The sequence below is a fragment of the Tannerella serpentiformis genome (assembly GCF_003033925.1).
Taxonomy (GTDB): Bacteria; Bacteroidota; Bacteroidia; order Bacteroidales; family Tannerellaceae; genus Tannerella; species Tannerella serpentiformis.
Genome location: NZ_CP028365.1, coordinates 2714824 through 2737430, shown reverse-complemented (window position 1 = coordinate 2737430; position 22607 = coordinate 2714824). Strand labels below are relative to the sequence as shown.

Sequence of the window (22607 nt, the reverse complement as noted above, 5' to 3'; positions counted from 1 at the left end):
CAACAGGGCCGAATGATCAGATGACCGGGTACACGTAGGGGCGTATTGCATACGCCCCACCACACGGCCCCAACGGGACCGAATGATCAGGTGACCGGGTACATGTGGGGCGTATTGCATACGGCCCCTGCCGGGTACATGTAGGGGCGTATTGCATACGCCCCACCACACGGCCCAACAGGGCCGAATGATCAGGTAACCGGGTACACGTGGGGCGTATTGCATACGGCCCCTGCCGGGTACATGTAGGGGCGTATTGCATACGCCCCACTACACGGCCCAACGGGGCCGAATGATCAGATGACCGGGTACACGTGGGGCGTATGCAATACGCCCCTACCGCGGTACATCGAAAATCTAACAGCTAAAAACTAAAGCCGAGTACACGTTGGGATTTCCCCATCATGTACCCGGCCCTATTCGCCGGCGTCCGTAGACGCCCCTACCGTCTGCGACGGACGCTGCGGGTGGCTCCGGCCGACTTCTCCGCCTTCACCTTGGGAACCTTTGGCGCCTTGGCGGCCTTCTCGGCCTTCGGCTTGGCGGTCGATTCCTTATCGGATGAATCGGACTTTTTGGCAGACGATCCGCGGCGTGCGCTCTTCTTCGTCTTGCTCGTGGCGGCCACCTGCGCCGTGGTGTCCGGCTGGAACCAGAGGTTCTTGTTGAAGGCCTGCAGCTGGTCCTCGATCTTCTGCTGCTCACGCGCCATCGAGTCGGGCGTTGGGCAGTAGGCCTGCAGCGGTATGTTGAGCAGGTTTTCGGTCTTGATGATCTTGCCGTCGAACATGCGGCGACGGAAGTAGTCGTCGATGGTGAACGTCTTGGCGTTGTTCATGTTCGAGGTCATGATGTACGTGTTCGAGACGTACGGCCGCACCTCCTCATAGAGCACCCAGAACATCGGCGTGCGCTCCGTGCCCATGTCGCCCTCATAGAAGATGATGGGGCTAATGGCGAGCGTTTTCACGTCAAAGACAGAGTTGTTTTGATCGAAATACCACGCCTCTTTGACATAAAAGGCGCGCACTTCGCCAGAGGGGACGTCGCTGTCGTTGATCACATAACGCGTACGGCCGTCGCGCCCGGATGAGGTTTGAAACATGATCGAGAAGCGGTCCAGGACAGACTTGAAGTCGACCAAATGCGCGTCGTCGAAGGCCTCGTAACCGTCCAAATACTCGTAGGCCGGCAGCTTGCCATCGGCCACGAGTCGGAAGATGGTCGTGAAGAGGTTTTGCGTGCCATTGATCGGCGTGACGGGATAATAAAGCGGCGCGTTTTTGTCCTCCAGCATGTTCAGCTCGCGGTAGATGATACGCATCCAGCGGGCGTTGCCCACCTCTTGCGTCAGCTGATCGTTGAGGTGCTGGGCGCGGACGGTAAGCTCGGGCAGATCACCATCGCTGTCATTTTGTCGGTTACGTTCGCTGCTACGCCCCATCTGTGGCGATCGGCGCGCGGGCCGTCCGCCGTCCTCCTGCGCCTGCATGGCGGGGGTGAGCATCATCCAAACGCCCGCGAGGAGCGCTAAAAAGCCAATCCGATTCATGTCTTCGTTTATCTGTTTATCTGTTTATGCGTTTATCTGTTTGAGCGACGTTGAAGCCCACTTCTAACAACCCTCTTACTACTTCTAACTACCCTCTTACTGCACAATGACGTCGAAGACGATCGGCTCTTGCTCTACGCCTTCGGGCGTGACGGAGACGGACTTGATGTAGAACTGCTTGCCGCGTTGCAGGTTGCGGATGTAGTTCTTCTGCCGCTCGGTGAAGGAGCCGCCCTGCGACACCTCCATGAGCGAGTTGCCCATCGAGTCGGAGTAGGTGAGCGTGAACTGCTTCACGCGGCACTCGATGTCGAGGATGCCGTCGTCGATGGCCGATTGCAGGCCGACGGCGTCGAGCAGGGCGCGCTTGGAAATGCGTCCGCCGGTGAACTTACGCGTGGTGCCGTTGGCATCCTTATATAAGATGTAGGGCTGAGCCTTGGGCAGTTGGCGCACCTTGAAGGTGAAGTCGCCGATCTTGGCCGATACGCCGCCGATCTTAGCCGATACGGAGATCACCGCCTCGCGAGCGCCCATGTTGGGCACGGCGTAGCGCTTGCCGTTCTCGGTGCGGATCTGGCCGTTGGTCATCGTGGCCGTCACGTCGCCACTGGCCACGCCCGGCACAGCGATCTCGATCTCGTTCTCTCGCACACGGCCGGCGTAAAGGACACGCATCAGGGCCGATGCCACGGTGGCCGTCTTGGCCGATACGGAGTATTCGCTGCTGAAGTAATACGGATCCTTGCCGGGCACCTTGAGGTAGCCCTGGACGGGGAACGTGCCGGTCGATCCGGTGCCGACGGTGTACGTGCCGTCATAGCCGACCACCTCGCGCTCGCTGCCGCGCGGACCGATGAAGAGTTGCGGGCGCTGCGTGGAGTCGATGGCCGAGAGGACGATGGCCGCTTCGTAGGGTGTGCCGCTCATGACAATCTGACTCTTGGGCACCACCTGCGCCACGATCTTATTCACGCGATAGTCGCCCACATCCACGCTGCGAGCGATGGACGCGAGGGCCTCGCCCTCGACGTAGCGGATGTCGTTCTGATACTTCGTCAGTATGGTGACAGCCGACGCCATGGGCATGTTCTCAAAGAGCGCCGTCTCCCAAGAGCGTAGGTTGAGGCCCGACTTGCCGGGCACCTTCGTGTCGATCGCCCGCTCCAACATGGTGCGTTTCTCGGGGTCGTCCACCATGCGACTCATCGCCGCGCGGTAAGCCTCCAGTCGCTTCTTCAGCTTAGCAGCCTCGCTGCCCATCGGTGAGAGCATAATCTCCGACGCGGCGTCGAGGTCTTCCTTGTGTTGTAATTGGTCCACGTTCGCATCCTTTCCGTCGGCTTGGCGAATGATGCGGAGCTTGAGTTGCTGGATGTACTCGAAGAGTTCGTCGGACTGCTTCTTGACCTCCACGCCTTTCTTGTACCACTCGCCGACCTTGGTCGGGTTCACCCGATTGGCGGCCTCCAATTCCTCCAGCGTTTTGCGGTTGCGATCGGCGGCCGTAGCGGCAGATTCGCGCAGGCTTTTCTCCACCAGCTCGAACCCGCTGAGCACCTCTGACGATGTATCGTTCATGGCCATCATGGCAATGAAAACGAGGTACATCAGATTGATCATCTTCTGGCGCGGAGAATTGGGATTGTTTGATATTCCTGACATTATACTGTGGGGTAGATCGGTCTCTGTTCGTCGACTATTATCTCATCGGCTGTTGTGTGTAGGGCGGCTGTTGCGCGTAGCCACCCTGCGGCGGATAGGCGGCCGGTGCACCTTGGGGCGGATACATGGGCTGCTGCGGGGGATACATGTTGCCACCCGGAGCCGCCATGTTAATCGTCATGGCCTGCAAGAGTCGGCCGTAGACCTGATTCAGCTGCGAGAGCAGTTGCGCCATACGTTCGTTCTCGTTGCGGAAGGCGGTACTGTCCATCACGGAGTTGTTGTACATGTCACGGATGCGACCCAAGCCGTCGTTGATCTGTCGGATGGTGTCCATCTGCGCACGGAGACCGTCGAGGTGGGCCGAATAGAACTCGTTCATGCCCGAGAGGCTGCGATTGAGTTGCTCCATCTGCTGCACATAACCGACGGTCTGCTCCTCCGTGCCCTCGGTCGTCGTGGCCGCAGCAATGGAGCGATAGGAATTGACGATCGTGTCGGATACGTCGCTCAGCGATTGCGTCACGGTGCTGAAGCGCTCCAAGTTGGCCGATACACCCGTGATCTGCTCGATGTAGGTCTTTGTAGCCTCCGTCAGGTCGGCCATGTGAGCGATCTGCTCGGCGGCGTCACCCAGCTTCTTAATGCTCTCGCTAAGGCTGCGCGTATCCTCCTCGGAAACATTCAGCCCCATCGCCGCCATACCGATCTCAGCGCTACGAGCCGCGCGTGCATTGCCTGTGAGCGGCGCACCGCCTCCGCCCTGCAAGCCCGACAAATCGCCGAGGACAATCGAGCTGCCGCCCAGACCCTGGCTGCTGTCGCTACCGCCAAGACCTTGCAGACCGGACAAGTCGCCGACTACAATCGATCCGCCGCCGTTGCTCCCGCCATTGCCACTGCCGCCGAACTCGGGTCGGTCGAGTGGATTCTTGGACTTCAACACGGGGAAGACCTCTTCCCAATGGTATTCGTTGGACGGTCGCTCAAAGGCTGAAATGAAGAACACGAGGGCCTCCGTAACCATCGCCACGGACAGGATGGGGCTGCCCAGCGGGTGGTGCAGGATCTTGAACAATGCGCCGATGATGACGATGGATGCGCCCCAGCTATAGACAAAGTTCAACGTCCGTTTGCCGTTTTCGGACGAGAGGAACATCTCCATCCGGTTCTTATATCTTCTATATTTTCCCATATCGCTGATTAATTATTGGAGGGGGGATAAGTGTTTACTTCTTCTTTTTGCTCTTGTTGCTGTTGCCCTTGCCTTTGGCATTGGAGAATCCGACCTGTGTGCGAACACAGCGGAAGCCGATGTAGGAGCGCGTCTCGTTCTGATACTCAAACGTGCGACGGTCGGAACGGATAAACTCGGCTACGTCTTTCCACGATCCACCGCGGACCACCTTCTTCTTCATTTCGTAGGGGTCTTCTTTGGCGGCGTGATAGTGCAGGTCAGGATTGAGATCGCTCGTCTGACTGAGGCCTGATTCGGTGTAGACCGATGAGGTCCATTCGGCCACGTTGCCGGCCATGTCATAGAGTCCGAACTCGTTCGGGGCGAAGGTGGCCACGCGTGAAGTGATCAGGTGACCATCCTCGGTGTAGTTGCCATCGCCCGGCTTGAAGTTGGCCATAAAGCAGCCCTTGGCGTTCTGCAATTCGTTGGTCGACCAGGGATATTTGTTCTCACTCTTGCCGGCACGGGCAGCGTATTCCCACTCGCCCTCAGTCGGCAGTCGGAAAGGTTCGATCACGGTGCCCGGCGGCAGGTTAGCCGACTTCTTATAGTACTCCGTACGCCATACGCAAAAGGCCTCGGCCTGCTCCCACGATACGCCCACGACGGGATAATCGTCGTAGCCCGGATGCGTGAAATACATCTTCAGATACGGCTCGTTATGGGCATTCTTGAAATCGTTCACCCAGCTCGTCTCGTCGGGGTAGATATTGACAATGCGCGTATTGAGGAAGTCGAACGGGCTACTGAGGGGGCGCGTGATGGTCTGATTGACGGGGCGCCCTTCGGCGTCGAAGAAGGCGGTGTCTTTGGAGATCATCACCACCTCGTTCGGATCGACTTGATAGTCCGTGTTGCGCTCGCGTTCGGCTGGATCGATGCGATTGCGACGCAGCGCGGCGGCGGTGTAGTCAAACCATTCGTATTTGTAGTTCATCTGTCGGGCGTCAAGACTGCGATCGCCCGTCACGGGATGCGTGTAGTAGACACTCTCGATGGCGCGGCGCTCGTCTTCGTTAGCGCGCTTCCAGGGGATGGGGCGCGACCAGTCGAGGTGCGGTGTGACGGGGTCTCCGAACTTATCCTCGGTGATCATAAAGAGCTCGTTGCCGCCGTAAGCTGGATCGGCCAGACGGGTGCGGATGATGGAGTCGCGCACCCAGTAAACGAATTGGCGATACTGGGCGTTGGTGATTTCCGTCTCGTCCATCCAAAAAGATTCGAACGAGACGCCGCGCGTATCCGGCTCGAATCCCCACAAACTGTCTCTGTCAGAAGGTCCCATCTCAAAGGATCCGCGTTTGATGAGCACCATCCCGTAAGGGCTCGGCTCGTTGTAGGAGGCCATTCTGGCGCCGACCAGTTCGCCACCGTCACCGGAAAGCATTTTCCCGCACGCTGTAAGCAGCCATGCCGCCACGCCCATGATCGCTATCTTCTTTATCATCGTCTCTATGTGTCTATATTCTCTGTCTTACAATATTCTGATGCTCTTGTGCCTGTTTCGCCCCCCCTTGGGCAGGTTCAGCTGCAGGCGATAGGTGACGACGGCTTCGTGACTGCCGAAGGTCGTTCGGGAGAGCGCTGAAAAGGGATATTCATACGCGTAGCTGACGCGAAAGCCGGCAATGTCGGCGCCCAGATAGAGGATGCCATTTGTCGTACCGCTGTCCGTGACACGCACGCCGAGCCCCCCGTTGAACATCTTCTTATAAATGGCTCTGAGGGTCACGTCGCCGACTGACATGTGCAGATCAGACCGCACCAGCAGCGACGGACGCAATTCCACCAACGGGTTGCGCAGAGCGATATTGTATCCTGCCATCAAATTGTATTCGCGCATCACCTTACGTCCGAAGTTGTCGTTCAGCTGCAGTGTGGGGGCCGTGAGATGGGTCGAGGCCAGGCCGATGTAGTATCTGTCGGTGGAGTACATCACTCCGGCGGCCAGGTCGAGGCCCTTGGCCGTAAGGTCTTCCTTAGGGATGGCGTCGTCCTCGGACGCATGGTCCGCACTTCCGTCCGCACCTTCGGGTACGGGACGCGCTTTGGAGCCTTGATAGGTGCTATTAATCATGCCCACTTGCAGGCCGATGCTGAGTGTGCCCTTGCCGAGGCGTCGCTTGTGAGCCAGCTGCGCAGCGGCGTACATATCTTTATAGAGGGTGCTTTTGTCGTCGTTGAAGAGGATGATGCCGACGCCGTTTTGCGTCTCTCGGAAGCGATAAGGCATATCGGCAGCTACGAAGATGGATTTGGGTGCGCCCTCGTCCAGCCCGACCCATTGCAGGCGGTAGAGGGCCGTGGCCTTGATCTCGCTTTGCATTCCCACCGCGGCGGGGTTGTAGGCCGTCATGGCCGTGAAATAATGGTTCAGCGGGGCGTCCGTCTGCGCCACGACGACCGTCGCACACAGCAGGAGGTTAAGCCAGAGTGTCCAAAAACGATAATTCTTCATTCTCAACCTACACGGGGGGGATGCGTATAATACAACTCATCACAGGCGGGTAAAATTGTATCCGAACAAACGAAAAAAGAGCTGCAAGCGCGCATTGGCCTGCAGCTCCATCATTTTCTCTCGGTTTCAATATTCCTCTTCGTTGAAGAAGAAATCTTCCTTACTGGGGTAATCCGGCCATATGTCCTCTATGCTTTCGTAGACCTCGCCTTCATCCTCCATTTCTTGCAGGTTCTCGATCACCTCGAGCGGGGCGCCGGAACGTTGCGCGTAGTCAATCAACTCGTCCTTGGAGGCAGGCCAAGGGGCATCTTCCAGTTTGGAAGCCAACTCTAATGTCCAATACATGAAGTCTCCTTTTTTATACTGTTTAGATTGTCATTTATCCTTCTCTCCGTGCAGGCGAAGTGCCCCCACGTGAAAGGCGCGCAAAAGTAGACTTAATATAATCACTTGCAAGCCATAAGCGAGGAATGGAAAACGAAAAGCGAAAAATGCCGGATGCGTCCCTGTCATCATGTCGCATGACGAGGCCAAAATGGCCATTGAGACGCTGTCATGCCGCATGACGAGACCAAAATGGCCATTGAGACGCCATCATGCCGCATGACGAGACCAAAATGGCCATTGAGACGCCATCATGTCGCATGACGAGGCCAAAATGGCCATTGAGACGCCATCATGTCGCATGACGAGACCAAAATGGCCGTTGAGACGCCATCATGCCGCATGACGAGGCCAAAATGGCCATTGAGACGCCGTCATGTCGCATGACGAGGCCAAAATGGCCATTGAGACGCCGTCATGTCGCATGACGAGACCAAAATGGCCATTGAGACGCCATCATGCCGCATGACGAGACCAAAATGGCCGTTGAGACGCCATCCCGCCACGGGATGAGACCAAAATGGCCATTGAGACGCCATCATGCCGCATGACGAGACCAAAATGGCCATTGAGACGCCGTCCCGCCACGGGACGAGACCCAAATGACCATTGAGACGCCGTCCCGCCACGGGACGAGACCCAAATGACCATTGAGACGCCGTCCCGCCGCGGGACGGGGGAAGGCGATCGACAGTTGATCCCGCCGCCTCAGGCGCCTTCCTTGCTGTCCCAGATGATTTCGTCGTCGCCACGGCGGACGCACTCGTTGCGACCGATGACGAAGAGCAAATCCGAAAGGCGGTTCATGAAGATGAGGACGGGCTCCTCGACCTCAGCGCCGGTCTCGGTCAGTCGATAGATGCAACGCTCGGCGCGGCGGCAGACGGTGCGGCAAACGTGCGCCTGAGCCGAGGCGCGGTTGCCACCGGGCAGCACGAAGGCGTTCAGGCGGGGCAGCTGGCCGTCGATGCGGTCGATGGCCGACTCGATGCGTTGGATGGCCTCGGGTGTGACGCGACTCTCGATCCGGAAGTCGGTCTTGGTGGGGTCGGTGGCCAGATAGGAGCCGACGGTGAAGAGTTTGTGTTGCACGAAGCGGAGCGTGTCGAGCGTCTCGGGGTCGTCAACGTCGGCCATGAGCAGGCCGATGTGCGAATTGAGCTCGTCGATGGTGCCATAGGCTTCGAGCCGCGGATGGGTTTTGGGCACGCGAAAGCCGCCCACGAGTGCGGTGGTGCCTTTGTCGCCACCGCCGGTGTAGATGATGCTTTTCTTCATTTCGTTTTGTTTTTTTGAGAGGATGGTTGATGGGGGATGCGCCCCACCTATAATAATAGGTACGGGCGCACCGATTCATTGCGCAGCGCGCGGCTGCATGAGGGAGGGCGGGTTGAGGATATTGGCCAAGTATTGCTCGACGTAGGGGAAGGCGGCGTCTTTCATCACCACGCGGTGGTCGCGGTCGACGAGGTAGAGCGCGGGCAACACACGCAGGATGTAGGTGTGGTTGTTGGCGATCTCCAGATCGCGGTCGTAGCCGTGCGTCCAGGCGGAAGGCATCTGCGGCAGATACTGGCGCCACATGTCGGCCGCCATGTCCGGATAGATGGCCAAGACGGTCAGTCGACCGCGTTTCATCAGCTCGCTGACGATGGGCGAGGCGCTGATGGCGGCGGCCAGCTGGCGGCAGTTGCCGCAGTCGAGGTTGTGGAAGAAGATGAGCACAAAGTCCGTCTTCAGGGCGTAGAGCGAGCCGGTTCCGCCGCTTGCGGTGGCATAATGAATGTCCGCAGCGGGTGTGCCGGGGCGGTTCTTCACGACCTCCTCGAGCATGGCCTGCGCCCGGGCCTTACGGTAGCGGTCGAGGCTGTCGGTGGCCAGCATGTGTTGCAGCGTGGGAATGAAATACTCCTCGTTGCGCATGGGCGAGGCCGGGTTGAAGAGGTACTGCTCCATCTTGGAGGTGAAGAAGGCGTACATGGCGCGATTCGTGACGGCACGGTCGAGCAGGTTGCGGATGCCGGCGGCGGCCACGTCGTACGGGACGTTGGGGAAGACGGCGTTGAAATAGTCCGTCAGGGCGTTTTCGGTGACGCTGGCGGCAGAACCCACGAAGGCTGTGTCGCGGAAGTCGAAACCGTCCCAATAGTGCATGGCCAGGTAGGCGGCGCGGGCCTGAGGTTGGCGATATTCAGCGGGGACAGCGGCGGGCGTGAAGGTGTGCGGAGCGTCGTCCGCTCGTTTCGTCGGGCTGCATCCGACGGTCAGCGCAATGATGGCGCAGCATGCAGCAAGGAGTTGTCTTTTCATCTTTATCGTTAGGTGAGTGATGGAGGCCTCAGCCGAGGCCGTGGAGTTTGGCCGGGTACTTCTATGGGCGTGCCTTAGTGTCTGACCTTGTTTGTGAACAGTCCTTCGACCGATAGGTAGCGTTCGCCGGTGTCGAGGCCGAAAGTCAGGACGCGTTTCGACACACCCGATCCAGCCAGCACACGCTCCACGGCAGCCAGCGACGCACCGGTGGAGATGCCGCAGAGGATGCCCTCCTCACGCGCCAGTCGGCGGGCAAACCGGAAAGCGTCCGGCCCAGTGATGGCCGTCACGCGGTCGATCACGTTGCGGTCGAGCGTCTCAGGCACAAAGCCCGGCCCGATACCTTGGATGGGGTGTGCGCCGGCGCATCCTCCGGTCAGCACGGACGAATCAGCCGGCTCTACGCCCACGATCTGCACACTGGGGAAGACGCGCTTCAGCTCACGCCCCACGCCCGAGATGTGGCCACCGGTGCCAATACCGGTGACGAAATAGTCGAAGCCCTCGGGAAAGTCGTCCATGATCTCGCGCGCCGTCGTACGGGCGTGCACCTCAGGGTTCGATGGGTTCACGAACTGGCGCGGCATCCACGATCCGTCGATCTCGGCGAGTAGGGCCTTGGCCCGTTCAATGGCGCCCTTCATGCCCTTCTCGCGCGGCGTCAGCTCCAGCCGAGCGCCGTAGCTCTGCATCAGTCGCCGACGCTCGACAGACATCGATTCGGGCATGACGATGATCAGCCGATAGCCTTTCACGGCGGCCACAAAGGCCAGTCCCACGCCGGTGTTGCCAGACGTAGCCTCGATCAGCGTGGCGCCCGGGCGAATCATTCCCTGCTGCTCGGCATCCTCGATCATGGCCAGCGCGATACGATCCTTGATGCTGCCCGCGGGGTTCTGTCGCTCCAGCTTCATCCACACCTCGTGGTCGGGGAAGAGTCGTCCCAACCGAACGTGTGGCGTGCCTCCGATAAGTCCTAAAATGTTGTCTGCTTTCATCTTTAGATGGAGTAATTGATCGGTTCTTCGAAGCCCTTCACGGTCTTGACCTTCACGTCGACCTTATTGTACACGAGCGAATAGGGGATCACGCTATGCGTCAGCCAAGCCCCACCGCCGATGGTCGAATCGTGGCCGATGACGGTCGATCCACCGAGGATGGTGGCCCCGGAATAGATGACCACGTTGTCCTCCACCGTCGGGTGACGCTTGACCTCGGAGAGCTTCTTCTCTAAGTAGATGGCGCCGAGCGTGACGCCCTGATAGATCTTGACGTTGTTGCCGATCTCGGTCGTCTCGCCGATGACGATGCCTGTGCCGTGATCCATGAAGAGGTTCTTGCCAATCGTGGCGCCGGGATGGATGTCGATGCCGACCTTGGAGTGGGCGTATTCGGAGAAGATGCGCGGGATGAGGGGTACGCCGAGCGTGTAGAGCTCATGGGCGATGCGGTGAATGCTGAGGGCGAAGAAGCCGGGATAGGAGATGATGACTTCCTCGAGCGACTTGGCGGCGGGGTCGTTGCGCAGGTAGCAGGCAGCGTCTTTGTAGAGCCGTTCGCGCACACCGCTGAGGCGGCTGAAAAAGGCCTCGGTCTTCTCTTCGGCCTCCGGATTGCCGATCAGGCGGGCAATGTTGGCGTGCAGCTTGATGGCTGCGTCCATTAGACCACTGCGCACGTTGATCATCTTCAACTCGTCGCACACGGGGAACATCCACGTGAAGAGCGAGCGGGCGATCGTCTCCAATTCGCTTTTGTCGAGCGGGATCCTGATCGGTTGCGGGGCGAAATCGTCGATCAGTTCAAATATCTTTCGAAGCATGGGGAGAAAGGGGGGAATTGTTGGGGGGAGTAGGAAAGGGTTAGAGGATGTAGGACGTAGCTCCTATCGTCTAAACACAGAGAAAGGGTGGAACCCTTGCGGGGAGCTCCACCCTTTCGTCACTTTGAGAACAAATGCACTTAAAAGAGATCAAGCGATAGGTTACGAGAGGGGCTTAGAGGTTCGGATTCACCTTGCTCCACTCAGCCACCGGAGGCAGTACGCCGAGGCCGATCACTTCGTCACGCATAGCGCAGAGGTGCTCGTAGCTCTTGGCTAGATCTGCCATCTCCGACGGGGTGCCCTCCACCTTGCGGTAGGCGCAGCCGTCCTTGGTAATCTCCACCGGCATAGCCATCATAATGTGGTGGAACTCGTCGGTCGAAACGTACGTGCCAGCTGGCCAGCGGAACGTCTCGCCGCCCATGGCTGCGCGGATCATCTCTACCGACACGTAGGCCGGGCTCTGGAACGAGGAGCGACCGCGGAGGTTGATGATGTTGGCGCCGCCTTTGATGACGCGCTGCTGCAGTGCCGCCCATTCTTCAGCGGGAAGTTTCGGGGTACCGATCAGGTCGGTCAGCGGGGTGCCGTCCACCTTAGCTGTGGATGCAAAAACGGCCATCTGCTCACCGTGTCCACCGAATGTGCTGCAGCCCGTTACGGCGCTCTGCGGCAGTTTGAAATATTTGGCCAGCTCGCTCTGCAAGCGGGTAGAGTCGAGGGCGGCTAGGGTGGTCACCTGCGAGGGCTTCAGGCCGGAGTAGATCAGGGTGATGAGGCCCGTGATGTCAGCGGGGTTGAAGATGATGACTACGTGCTTACAATCGGGGCAGTAAGCCTTGATGTCTTTGCCCAGCTGCTCGGCCACCTGCGCGTTGCCCTTGAGGAGGTCTTCGCGCGTCATGCCGGCCTTGCGGGCAGCGCCGCCAGAGGAGATTACATACTTGGCGTCCTTCAGCGCTTCAGCGGAATCGGTCGTGTACGTGAAGTTCATTCCCTCAAAACCGCAGTGGCGCATCTCTTCATACACGCCTTGCAGCGCAGGTTCATACACGTCTTGCAGGCAGATGTTGGGCGTCAGGCGCATCATCGCCGCAGTTTGTGCCATGTTGGAGCCGATCATGCCACCGGCACCAACGATTGTCAATTTTTCGTTCGTCAAAAATTCCATAGAATATATCGTTTAGGTGAGTAAACAGAGGAAAATCTTGTTCGCAACGGCGGCAAAAGTAGAAGAGATTCGGAAATACGGAAATATTTCCGTAATCAATTTCACCCTGAGGGCGAATCTGCCACAGGGCTTTTCACCCAGAAAAACGTGAATATCCCATCTCTCAATGATCGAAACAATAGCAACCCCTAAGATTCTGAGCTAACGTTGTCTCGGACAATGGTAACTCCTAATGTTTGGACCTAACATTATGCGATAAAACAGTAAGTCCAAATTTTATGAGCTACCATTGTCCGAGACAACAGCAACTCTCAAGGTTTCGATCTGATATTTCACACACAAATAGTTGATCATAAAGTTATGAGTTAATATCGTCTGAAGCAATCATAGCTCATAAGGTTGCGGGTTAATGTGATCCGAATCAATAATAGCTAATAAGCTAAAGAGTTAATGCTGTCTGAAGCAATAGCAAATCACAATACTTACAAGTTGATATTGATCGAAGCAATGGCGGGTTATTCAATCCAGAATCGCTCAATGAATGAGTCAATAGGAGATGAAGGGCGGGGGTGAGACTTATTCTGAAGAAATTTGCCTTCGCTCCACCCAAGGAATCTTCCGGCGCGGCTACTTTTGCGCCTTTCTATACCTATTTATATGCATCGACATCTGTCTGACAGCTTTACCTTTCGCCTCTGTCTGCTGATGGCTGTCACGGCCACTACTGCAGTGCTGATGGCCAACCGACAGTGGCTGGCGGGTGCACTGTGTGCGACGGTGAGTCTCATCGCCGCTGTCCATACGGCGGCTCTCTACCGGCGCAATCTCCGTAAGATTGCCTTTATGTTTGATGCTGTCGATAATGACGACCTAACGTTCCACTTTTCCACCCGTCGCCAGTCACTGGACGAGACGTTGCTCAACGAATCGCTGAATCGCATGCTTGGTATTCTGCTGCAGGCTAAAGCTGACACGATGGAGCGGGAACGATATTACGAGACCATCCTGCGGGCTGCGGGTACCGGCATCGTAGTGGTCGACGAGAAAGGGTTTGTCTTACAATGCAATGAGGAGGCTCTCCGGCTGCTGGGGCTACCGCTCTTTACACATGTTCGACAGCTGGAACGTATCGATCACAGCCTAGCGGAAGGCTTCGCTAACCTCCGCGCTGGTGAACATTATGACATGGCCTTTAGTAACGAGCGCGGTGGAGTGCGTCTTTCGGTCCATGTCTCTAAGACTGTCTTGCGTGGGCGCAGCGCCCTGCTAGCGGCTATCAACGACATTCGCGGTGAAATGGAGGATACCGAGGTGGAGACTTGGGTGCGCCTCACACGCATCCTCACGCATGAGATCATGAATGCCGTCACTCCCATCGCCTCTGTCAGCGACACACTCCGAGAGCGTTTTGGCCCAACTGACAGCGAACTGCGCGCGGGCCTCGAGACGATCTCTGAAACGGGCAAGGGATTGATGAGTTTCGTGGAGTCGTACCGCCGCCTAACCCGCATCCCTGCCCCGCAGCCGACGCTCTTCTATGTGCGCCGATTTTTAGATCGCACGTTGCGGTTGGCCCTCCCCGACGTTGTCGGCACCACGGATGGCAGCCCACATATCGCAGTCGACATTGACATTCGCCCTGACGACCTCATCCTCTATGCAGATGAAAATCTGATTAGCCAGGTTATGCTCAATTTGTTAAGGAATGCCGTGCAAGCGATCGGGGCCGACCGCTCAGACGGCCGTATTCGCATCGTCGCCGCCTGCCGTGCGGACGATTCCGTCGAGATCGAGGTCTCGGACAACGGTGCGCCCATCCCGCCCGACGTGGCCGAACACATCTTTACGCCCTTCTTCACGACCAAAAGCGGAGGCTCGGGCATCGGCCTCTCCGTGGCGCGCCAGATCATGCGCCTCTCCGGCGGCGCCATCTCCCTCAAACGCCCCTCGTCCGACGGCCTGACCACCTTCCTGCTTCGCTTCCCCTGAGCCTCATTTCCTCTCGCAACCTCATTCATTCCTCAATCCTCCTTCTTATGATTCACTACCTCGTCCATCCTATGCCCCTCCGCCCCCTGCTTATCGTCGACAGCGGGCGCGGCATCTCCCAGATCGACTTCGTCACCGACGATCCGCTCCCCCTCCCACCCGACGCTACAGAGCGCGTCACGCCACTACTGCAACGAGCGGTCACGCAGCTCACCGAATACTTCGCTGGCTGCCGCCGCACCTTCGACCTCCCCCTCGACGAGCGCGGCACGCCCTTCCAACTCCGCGTCTGGGCGGCCCTCCGACGGATTCCCTACGGCGTCACCTGGTCGTATAAGCAACTGGCCGCCGAAGTGGGAAGCCCCCGGGGATTCCGAGCCGTCGGTATGGCCAATCACTGCAATCCGATCTCGATTGTCACCCCATGCCATCGTGTGATCGGTACCAATGGTACACTGGTCGGTTACGCGGGAGGAATTGACATCAAGCGGGCGCTCTTGGACCTCGAAATGCGCTTCTCAGGCCGTCTTTCGCAGTCTTTATTCGCCGATGATTTGGAGAAAAGTTGAGATCCTTTCGAAAAAATCTCGTTTCCCTCTTTGATTTTACAGAATATACACACTACATTGTCGGCCTAAACAATAGAAAAACTGACTTTCATGATTTCATATAGAGACAATTTCCAGGTCAAACACAACGATCTAAAACCTGAAAAGGGAAAGATCTTGATCTCCGAACCCTTCTTGCAGGACGCCTACTTTCAGCGCTCTGTCGTACTCTTAATCGAGCATGGAGGGGAGGGATCGATGGGTTTCGTTGTGAACAAGCAAACTGATTTAATCGTCAATGACTTCTTCCCTGAGCTCAAGGAGCGCCCCGTGATCCCCATATACTTGGGCGGCCCCGTCAGTCCAAACCACTTATTCTTCATCCACTCTTTGGGCATGGCTATCCCCGGCAGTGTGGAGATCGGCGAGGATTTGTATTTCGATGGCGACTTTGAAGTGCTCAAGCATCACCTCAAAAGCGACAATTCGGCCTATGGGCAGGTGAAGTTTTTCTTGGGGTACTCCGGTTGGACGAAGGAGCAGCTGGATAGCGAGATTGTGTGCAATTCATGGCTGGTGGGACATTCCTCCTGCCGCAGCTTGATCTTAGCGCGCGACGATTCGTTTTGGAATCATGTCGTGGAGCGATTAGGCCACCCGTATAGTACGTGGATTAACTACCCTAAAAATCCGGAGATGAACTGATTCTCGGACCCTCTCTCTCCGAACATTTCAGCATCAGATAGCAAAAAATGATGCGTCTATTCGGCATCACTATGCTCGGATAAACGCATCATCAATTTCTATTGAAATAGAAAGTTATTTTATAGGAGGAATGAAAAGTGACCCCGACAGGATTCAAACCTGTAACCTTCTGATCCGTAGTCAGATGCTCTATTCAGTTGAGCCACGGGGCCTTTGGGTTTTCTTTTATCGTTAACGGGCGCAAAGGTAAACTCGTTTCCGAAACCTCCAAATAATGCAATGCATTTTTTTCGCTCCGAAGAGCTTCCAACAAGCCTTTACCTGGCGAAACGAGGGGGTGCTGAGACCTATTCCGAGGGCTTAATGCAGCGAAAGAGGCGGGCAAGAATATGCTGATGCCCAACGATAAACACCAGCAGCACCTTCTCATTTCGCGAAGTGTCGCCACGTCAACGCGTCACTCCACAAGGCTCGAATTAAAAAGTAGGAAGCCTATGTTCAGGCCGACGTTGAAGTCATTCTTCGGGTAGCTGTAGCCGTTGGCGAAGAGGCTGACGGAGATGAACGGTAGATTCAGTACCAGAGCGGCCTCACCCATATAGCGGAAGGTTTCGACGGTCTTGCCGTAGCGTACGCGTTCGCCAGTGAAGGCGTCGGATGCGAGGGTGCGCTGGATGGGGTGAAGGGGAAGGAAGCCGTAACCTTCGAAGCGGAGGTGGAGCGATTTGCCGAGGGTGACGATGGGCATGACACCGATGGCTACGTATTGATTGGCGCGGAAACCTTCGTTGAAGGTGATCTTGCTGTGAGGCGTGGGCGTGAAGGCGGGCGCTTGGAGGACGGTGGCGGTGTAGTTGCTCAGCAGATTCTTGCTGGAGAGCACGGCCTCGCCCATCAGCCCGAGGCGGAAGCGACGGCTAAGAGGGATGTAATCCGTCCAGAGGCCTTTGACCTGGAGCCAGCTTTGGTATGGCTCACGGGTGTGCGGCGCGTCGGAGGGGGAGTAGGTCTCGCGACCGGCCACGTACTGCGCAAGGAGGTACTGGCGGCGTCCACCGGTGGGGTATTGCTTGGCGTTAAGCGAGTTTCGCTCGATGCGTAGTGAACTCGCAAAGAGGTCGTGCCGACTGTTGTCGAAGGGCGAATCGGAGAAGGAGACGTCGCTGCGCTGATAGTAGTTGTCGCTCAGTTGGCCGTAGCCGACGCCCAGCTCGGCCTTCGCTACGGAGAGAAAGGGCAGCCCGAACTTGAGCTTGGCGTAACGCTCGCGCTGCTTGATGAAGGCCGGCAGCAGATCTTCGTAAAAGAGCGACTGGCCCTGCATGTACTTCCGATAGGAATAGACGGTTTGAAGCTGGAGGTAGGTGGGCAGGGCCGTAGGCAGGTAGGCGCGGCCGGAAACGGCGATGCCACTGAAGAGGTTACCCATCTGGAAGTCCGCGTGCAGGTCGATGGCGCTACCGGAAAGGATCTGATAGTTCAGCCCGAGATAGAGTTGGTTGGCCTGATGCGAGGAGATGTTGCCGCCGATGCTCACCTCCACCTCCTCATTGATACGGACGTCGAGATAGAGATCGAAATTGAGGTTCTTGCGGTTGTACACCGCCTGCGGAATGATCTCCTTGATCTTCGAATTAGAGAGCATCTTGAAATAGGCGCGCTTGAACTCCTCCATCGAGAACTCCCCGTTGATATCGCGGTGCAGCTGCTCCTCGACATAGCGCCGCTGTGCGCCCGTGACACCCGTGACGTAGATATTCTTGAACATCAGTTTGGGCAAGCTGGCGCGATAGGCGCGGCGCCGGGCGTTGACCTCCGAGAGGGGGACACGCCGCGTGACGCGCTGACGGATGGAGTCGATCATCCCCAGTGTGCGCCGATAGCCCTCATCCATCAGCTCCTTGGCGCGGGGAAAGTCGAGCAGGTTGACGTCCGGGAATTGGAACTGAATCATCATACCGTCATCCTCCGAGATGTCGTATTCCGTGCCACGCATCACCATCGGCTCGATCTGTTTCATAAGGTCGGCAGAGGGGTTGGGCGTACCGGCCACGGAGGAGCCGAAGATGAAGTCGGGGTTAAATTCGGCCTTGATAACATCCACGGGGAAGTTGTTGTAGATGCCGCCGTCGAAGAGCGGGACGCCATCTTTCCAAATCGGCTTGAAAAAGAACGGGAACGTCATCGAGGCGCGCACCGCCTGGCTCAAATCGCCGTTGCGCCAGACGACAGCTTTCTTGTGATAGATGTCGGAGCTGACGCAGCGGAAGGGCACGAAAAGGTGGTCGAAATCCCAGCCCGACTTCGCCGTGGAGGGTGCATAGAGGGCCATAAACGCCTGATTCATCTGTATCGGGTTGATGAGGCTTTGCGGCAGCAGGTTGGGGATGATTTGCAGCGAATCGGAGAGGTCGACGGCGAAGCGCATAAAGTCTGGCGAGGGGTCGGGCTGCTTGAAATAGTAGACATACTCGTCCTCCACGCGGCCAGACTGCCAGTATCCAAACTCGTCGGAAAGGAACAGCCGGAGCATCTCGTCGGGCGTGTAGCCGATGGCGTAAAGGCTCCCGACGATGGCGCCAATAGACGTGCCGGCGATGTAGTCAATGGGGATTTCGTTTTCCTCCAGGGCCTTGATCACGCCCAAGTGTGCGGCGCCCTTCGCCCCGCCGCCGCTCAGCACGAGGCCCACCGTCTGCTCTTGCGCCGCGCTGTGTACGGGCGTCAGCGCCGCCAGCATAAGCAGGGCGGCCTGCATGAGTTTCTTCATTCTACACATATATATAATAGGTATGCAGTGGCCCCGTGGCGGGCCAGTTTGGATAGAGCGGGCCATCGACCATAGCCCTTTACTCGTCAATCTATTTTCGGGGGAACCCGTATGCGCTAACATACAGCCCTACTTTTTTCTGGGTAGCGCTGGAACCCTCAGGGTTTAGCCCTACTTTATTTCAAGTGACACAAAACCCTCAGGGGCCAGCCCTACTTTATTTCAAGTAGCGCAAAACCCTCAGGGTTCAGCCCTACTTTATTTCAAGTAGTGCAAAACCCTCAGGGTTCAGCCCCTCTTTTTTTCAAGTGACGCAAAACCCTCAGGGGCCAGCCCTACTTTTTTTCAAGGAGCGCAAAACCCTCAGGGTTTAGCCCTACTTTATTTCAAGTGACACAAAACCCTCAGGGTTTAGCCCCTCTTTTTTTCAAGGAGCGCAAAACCCTCAGGGGCCAGCCTCACTTCTTTTATAGGAGAAACACGGCTCCCCGGACACTCCCTCCATAGGGTGCGATCGGGCGTATCACACACCTCGATCGGATAAGGATCAAAAAAAGGCCGCCGCCGGATCACGAATGATCGGACGGACGGCCTGTGTTTCCCTTTCTTCCCAATCCGGAGAAACAAGAATCGCTCTTTAGCTCACCGAGCTCACCAACTCAGCGCCGGGCTTGAACTTGATGACCTTGCGAGCGGGGATCTCAATGACCTCTTTAGTCCGAGGGTTGACCCCTTTGCGTGCGGATTTCTCCACGACGGTAAAGGATCCAAAGCCGAGGATCGAGATCTTTTCGCCTTTTTCCATCTCGCTCAGGATGGTTTCCACCATCGCGTCCACAGCCTTTTTCCCGTCGGCTTTGCTCAGTCCAGCCTTCGCCGATACGGCGTCAATGAATTCTGTCTTGTTCATAATATTGCAATTAAAAAAATAGTAATGTATCGTACTCTGTAGAAGCATCAATGCGTTTATACTCACGCGGATTGCGGCGCCAAATATAGAGGCATAAATTAGAATGGACATTCGGGGTTGCTTTTTCGCAGCATGTGGCTGCGGCACCCGGACAGTCGTTTGGGCACCCTTTTTGCACAACCCCGCACGGGTCAAAAGGCAAACAGCTTCTTGCCGTATTTTTGCCCCGCAACAGAAACCCCGTACATAGAAACAATGATGCAAAACAGATTTTCCAATACGATGCAAATGCCGCCCGTCACGCAGAACTTGATCCTCATCAACGCCCTCTGCTGGCTGGCGAGTTTAGTCTTACCTCGATTCGGCATCGACCTCATCGAGCTGGGCGGGCTGCACTTCCCGGGCACACACACCTTCCACTGGTTCCAGCCCCTGACCTACATGTTCCTGCACGACACACACTCCATCGGACACCTTTTCTTCAACATGTTCGCCGTCTTCATGTTTGGGCGCGTGCTGGAGATGACTTGGGGGCCGCGGCGCTTCCTCTTCTACTATCTCGCCACGGGGGTCGGCGCAGCGCTGGTGCAGGAGCTGACGTGGCTTTATACCGTCTCCAGCTATGCGGCCGGCAACGGACTCAGCATCATGCAGCAGGTGGCCCTCGATCCGGGCGTGAGCATGCTTGTCACCATCGGCGCCTCAGGGGCTGTATTCGGCGTGCTGCTGGCCTTCGGAATGCTCTTCCCAAACGCACCGCTCTACGTTATGTTCGTACCGATCCCCATCAAAGCCAAATACTTCGTGGTCATCTACGGCCTGATCGAACTCTTCATGGGGGTGGCCAACTTCACGAACGACAATGTGGCGCACTTCGCCCACTTGGGCGGCATGCTCTTCGGCCTGATCCTGATCCTTTATTGGCGTAAGAAAGACAAAGACCATGGACGAGTTTCTTACTAAGCTCCGTCGCTCGTACGAGGCCGGAAGCCTGCTCACGAAGCTGCTATATATCAATGTAGGGGTGTTCGTCGTCGTACGTGTGGCACTCATCGCGCTGCGGCTATTCAACATAGAGGGCACACCGCTGCTGGCCATGTTCCAAACGCCGTCGAACATCGGGCTGCTCCTTCTCCGACCGTGGACGGTGGTGACGTACATGTTCCTACACGTCGACGTCTTCCATCTGCTTTTCAATATGCTCTGGCTGTACACCTTCGGGCGCATCTTCCTGCTCTTCCTTGACGGGCGTCGGCTGGTGGGCGTCTACCTCACGGGCGGCATCGCTGGGGCTGTGCTCTATGTGGCCGCTTACGCCTTCTTCCCCTACTTCCGCGGCATGGGCCAGACGAGCTATCTAATGGGTGCCTCGGCCTCGGTGATGGCCATCGTCTTTGCCGTCTCGTTCTACCGCAAGGATTACACGGTCAACCTCCTGTTCATCGGGCAGATCAAGCTCCTTTACTTGGCGCTGGGTGTCTTTGCCATCGACTTCTTTTCGATCACATCGAGCAACGCGGGTGGACATATCGCCCACATCGGCGGTGCACTCTGGGGCTTCACCTTCGCCAGCGCCCTGCAACGTGGGCGCGACCTCACGGCCCCCATCAACCGTATCCTGGACCGTCTGGCCAACCTCAAGAAGCAGCGCGAGCCGCAGATGAAAGCGACCCCCGGCGGACGCGCAGAGAGCGACGAGGCCTATCGCGAGCGTAAGCGTCGTGAGGCCGATACGCTCGACGAGATCCTCGACAAACTGCGTCGGTCGGGCTACGAGAGCCTCTCGGCCGACGAGAAAAAGACGCTCTTCGACGCCAGTCGGGCGCAAGGCGGAGGGGGAGACCGCACACCATGAAACGGAAACCCTCACGCATAGGCGCCACCACGCTCAACGCCATCCACATCCCCGCCATCCTGCTCTTTCTGGCCTCAGCCTACGGCGGGTTTGTCCCCCCGGAGCGTGGGCTGGCCTTCACCTACCTTGGGCTGGCCTTCCCGCTCATCTTGCTGCTCAACATCGTCCTCCTGCTGGTGCGCCTCGTGCGACGTGATCGCGCGTTTACGATCGTCGTGATCGTCATGCTACTCATCTGTCGGCGCTCCATCGAATACTATTCGCCGCTCCATTTCTTCCGCCCTGAACCGCCGACGGAGCACACGCTCAAAGTGCTCACCTACAACGTCCGCTGCTTTGGCTACAAGGACCACACGACCGACAATCCGAACGAGATCATCCGCTACATCGCCGCCTCAGACGCTGACGTGGTCTGCCTACAGGAGTACCTCGAGGGCGACGCCGAAAACATCCTCACGGCCGGTAAGGTGGCCCGCGCGCTGAGCATGTATCCCTACCATTATTACCGCCCGCTGGTCTATTATCACCACTACTCCACGGGGCTGGCCATCTTCTCCAAATACCCCATCCTCAGCTCGCGCAAGGTGCGTTACGACAGCACCTTCAACGGCTCCACGATCCACGAGATCGACGTCAACGGCCATCGTGTGACGGTGGTCAACAACCACCTCGAGTCTTTCAAGCTGACCCAAGAGGATCGCTCGCGCTACACGGATTTTATCCGCAACGCCAACGCCTCGACCCTCAGCCGCGTGGAGGACATCTTCCGCACCAAGGTGGGGCAGGCCTTCCGCATCCGCGCTGAGCAGGCACGCATCGTGGCCGAGGAGGTGGGCGAAATGCCCAGTGGCAGCCTGATCATCTGTGGCGACTTCAACGACACGCCCCTCTCCTACACCTACCGCACCGTCTGCGGCCCCTTGGGCGACGCCTACGCCGAGTCGGGCATTGGGCCGGGCATCAGTTACAACCGCAGCATCTTCCGCTTCCGCATCGACCACATCCTCCACTCGGCGGACATGAAGGCCTACAGCGCCACGGTGGACACACGCATCCGCCTTTCGGATCATTACCCCGTCTGGTGCATCCTGAAGTTGGAATCACAGAACTAACGCCGCCCCCGGAGGCCCTTAAAAGGCTGGCAGGCGGCCTGCCAAACCTATCGGAGACTCTGGTGATGGTGGCAGGCCGCCTGCCGGGACTATCGAAGACTCAGGTG

General features: G+C 57.5%; 19 protein-coding genes and 1 tRNA gene. 6 read left to right on the top strand and 14 right to left on the bottom strand.

The genetic code is table 11. The features are described from left to right. Nucleotides 1–442: 442 nt before the first annotated feature. The 11 genes from porN to C7123_RS11545 form a co-directional block, all read right to left on the bottom strand. Nucleotides 443–1552 carry a type IX secretion system ring subunit PorN/GldN gene (porN, locus tag C7123_RS11595; protein WP_069175141.1) on the bottom strand — a complete coding sequence of 370 codons (1110 nt, stop codon included), beginning with the start codon at nucleotides 1550–1552 and terminating at the stop codon, nucleotides 443–445. A gap of 96 nt (nucleotides 1553–1648) precedes the next feature. After that, entirely contained in the window at nucleotides 1649–3217 is a 1569-nt protein-coding gene (porM, locus tag C7123_RS11590; protein ID WP_069175140.1) for a type IX secretion system motor protein PorM/GldM, read from the bottom strand. 37 nt (nucleotides 3218–3254) lie between these two features. Further along, entirely contained in the window at nucleotides 3255–4412 is a 1158-nt protein-coding gene (porL, locus tag C7123_RS11585; protein WP_173897009.1) for a type IX secretion system motor protein PorL/GldL, read from the bottom strand. A gap of 34 nt (nucleotides 4413–4446) precedes the next feature. Next, complete coding sequence (gene porK / locus C7123_RS11580) at nucleotides 4447–5904, bottom strand: T9SS ring complex lipoprotein PorK/GldK (protein WP_037978961.1); 1458 nt, start codon at nucleotides 5902–5904, stop codon at nucleotides 4447–4449. Between the two features lie 27 nt (nucleotides 5905–5931). Then, nucleotides 5932–6915 carry a PorP/SprF family type IX secretion system membrane protein gene (locus C7123_RS11575; RefSeq protein ID WP_069175139.1) on the bottom strand — a complete coding sequence of 328 codons (984 nt, stop codon included), beginning with the start codon at nucleotides 6913–6915 and terminating at the stop codon, nucleotides 5932–5934. Nucleotides 6916–7041: 126 nt separating this feature from the next. Continuing rightward, complete coding sequence (locus C7123_RS11570; RefSeq protein WP_037976913.1) at nucleotides 7042–7263, bottom strand: DUF2795 domain-containing protein; 222 nt, start codon at nucleotides 7261–7263, stop codon at nucleotides 7042–7044. Between the two features lie 747 nt (nucleotides 7264–8010). Continuing rightward, on the bottom strand, nucleotides 8011–8580 hold the full coding sequence (locus tag C7123_RS11565; protein ID WP_069175138.1) for a cob(I)yrinic acid a,c-diamide adenosyltransferase: 570 nt from the start codon (nucleotides 8578–8580) through the stop codon (nucleotides 8011–8013). Nucleotides 8581–8655: 75 nt separating this feature from the next. Continuing rightward, on the bottom strand, nucleotides 8656–9612 hold the full coding sequence (locus C7123_RS11560; protein WP_069175137.1) for a DUF5106 domain-containing protein: 957 nt from the start codon (nucleotides 9610–9612) through the stop codon (nucleotides 8656–8658). Between the two features lie 74 nt (nucleotides 9613–9686). Continuing rightward, the gene (cysK, locus tag C7123_RS11555) at nucleotides 9687–10613 is read right to left on the bottom strand and encodes a cysteine synthase A (RefSeq protein ID WP_037998597.1); all 927 of its coding nucleotides are present in this window, start codon (nucleotides 10611–10613) and stop codon (nucleotides 9687–9689) included. Between the two features lie 2 nt (nucleotides 10614–10615). Next, nucleotides 10616–11437 (bottom strand): serine O-acetyltransferase EpsC, encoded by an 822-nt coding sequence (epsC, locus tag C7123_RS11550; protein WP_037982376.1) that lies wholly within the window; start codon nucleotides 11435–11437, stop codon nucleotides 10616–10618. Nucleotides 11438–11612: 175 nt separating this feature from the next. Next, the gene (locus C7123_RS11545) at nucleotides 11613–12611 is read right to left on the bottom strand and encodes a malate dehydrogenase (RefSeq protein WP_037984311.1); all 999 of its coding nucleotides are present in this window, start codon (nucleotides 12609–12611) and stop codon (nucleotides 11613–11615) included. 657 nt (nucleotides 12612–13268) lie between these two features. On the opposite strand from C7123_RS11545, the gene C7123_RS11540 reads away from it, so the two are divergent. The 3 genes from C7123_RS11540 to C7123_RS11530 all read left to right on the top strand — a co-directional run bounded on the left by C7123_RS11540 (nucleotide 13269) and on the right by C7123_RS11530 (nucleotide 15853). Further along, nucleotides 13269–14600 carry a sensor histidine kinase gene (locus C7123_RS11540; protein WP_069175136.1) on the top strand — a complete coding sequence of 444 codons (1332 nt, stop codon included), beginning with the start codon at nucleotides 13269–13271 and terminating at the stop codon, nucleotides 14598–14600. Between the two features lie 47 nt (nucleotides 14601–14647). Next, nucleotides 14648–15169: a methylated-DNA--[protein]-cysteine S-methyltransferase gene (locus C7123_RS11535; protein WP_069175135.1), complete on the top strand. Its 522-nt coding sequence runs from the start codon at nucleotides 14648–14650 to the stop codon at nucleotides 15167–15169. A gap of 90 nt (nucleotides 15170–15259) precedes the next feature. Next, the gene (locus tag C7123_RS11530) at nucleotides 15260–15853 is read left to right on the top strand and encodes a YqgE/AlgH family protein (RefSeq protein ID WP_037984319.1); all 594 of its coding nucleotides are present in this window, start codon (nucleotides 15260–15262) and stop codon (nucleotides 15851–15853) included. A 138-nt stretch (nucleotides 15854–15991) separates the two neighbouring features. On the opposite strand, the gene C7123_RS11525 is transcribed toward C7123_RS11530, so the two are convergent. From C7123_RS11525 to C7123_RS11515, 3 genes are all read right to left on the bottom strand, one after another. Next, a tRNA-Arg gene (locus C7123_RS11525) sits at nucleotides 15992–16065 on the bottom strand. 245 nt (nucleotides 16066–16310) lie between these two features. Beyond that, the gene (locus tag C7123_RS11520; protein WP_069175134.1) at nucleotides 16311–18623 is read right to left on the bottom strand and encodes a patatin-like phospholipase family protein; all 2313 of its coding nucleotides are present in this window, start codon (nucleotides 18621–18623) and stop codon (nucleotides 16311–16313) included. Nucleotides 18624–19260: 637 nt separating this feature from the next. Further along, complete coding sequence (locus C7123_RS11515) at nucleotides 19261–19533, bottom strand: HU family DNA-binding protein (protein ID WP_037982392.1); 273 nt, start codon at nucleotides 19531–19533, stop codon at nucleotides 19261–19263. Between the two features lie 258 nt (nucleotides 19534–19791). On the opposite strand from C7123_RS11515, the gene C7123_RS11510 reads away from it, so the two are divergent. The 3 genes from C7123_RS11510 to C7123_RS11500 are packed head-to-tail and all read left to right on the top strand — an operon-like array spanning nucleotide 19792 to nucleotide 22500. Beyond that, nucleotides 19792–20496, top strand: a complete 705-nt coding sequence (locus C7123_RS11510) for a rhomboid family intramembrane serine protease (RefSeq protein ID WP_083207028.1) — start codon at nucleotides 19792–19794, stop codon at nucleotides 20494–20496. Next, nucleotides 20477–21388, top strand: coding sequence for a rhomboid family protein (locus tag C7123_RS11505; protein ID WP_069175132.1), 912 nt, complete (start codon nucleotides 20477–20479; stop codon nucleotides 21386–21388). The genes C7123_RS11510 and C7123_RS11505 overlap by 20 nt, the downstream gene beginning before the upstream one ends. Then, a complete protein-coding gene (locus tag C7123_RS11500) occupies nucleotides 21385–22500 on the top strand; it encodes an endonuclease/exonuclease/phosphatase family protein (RefSeq protein WP_069175131.1) in 1116 nt (371 codons plus the stop codon). Before C7123_RS11505 ends, C7123_RS11500 begins: the two co-directional genes overlap by 4 nt. Nucleotides 22501–22607 lie beyond the last annotated feature (107 nt).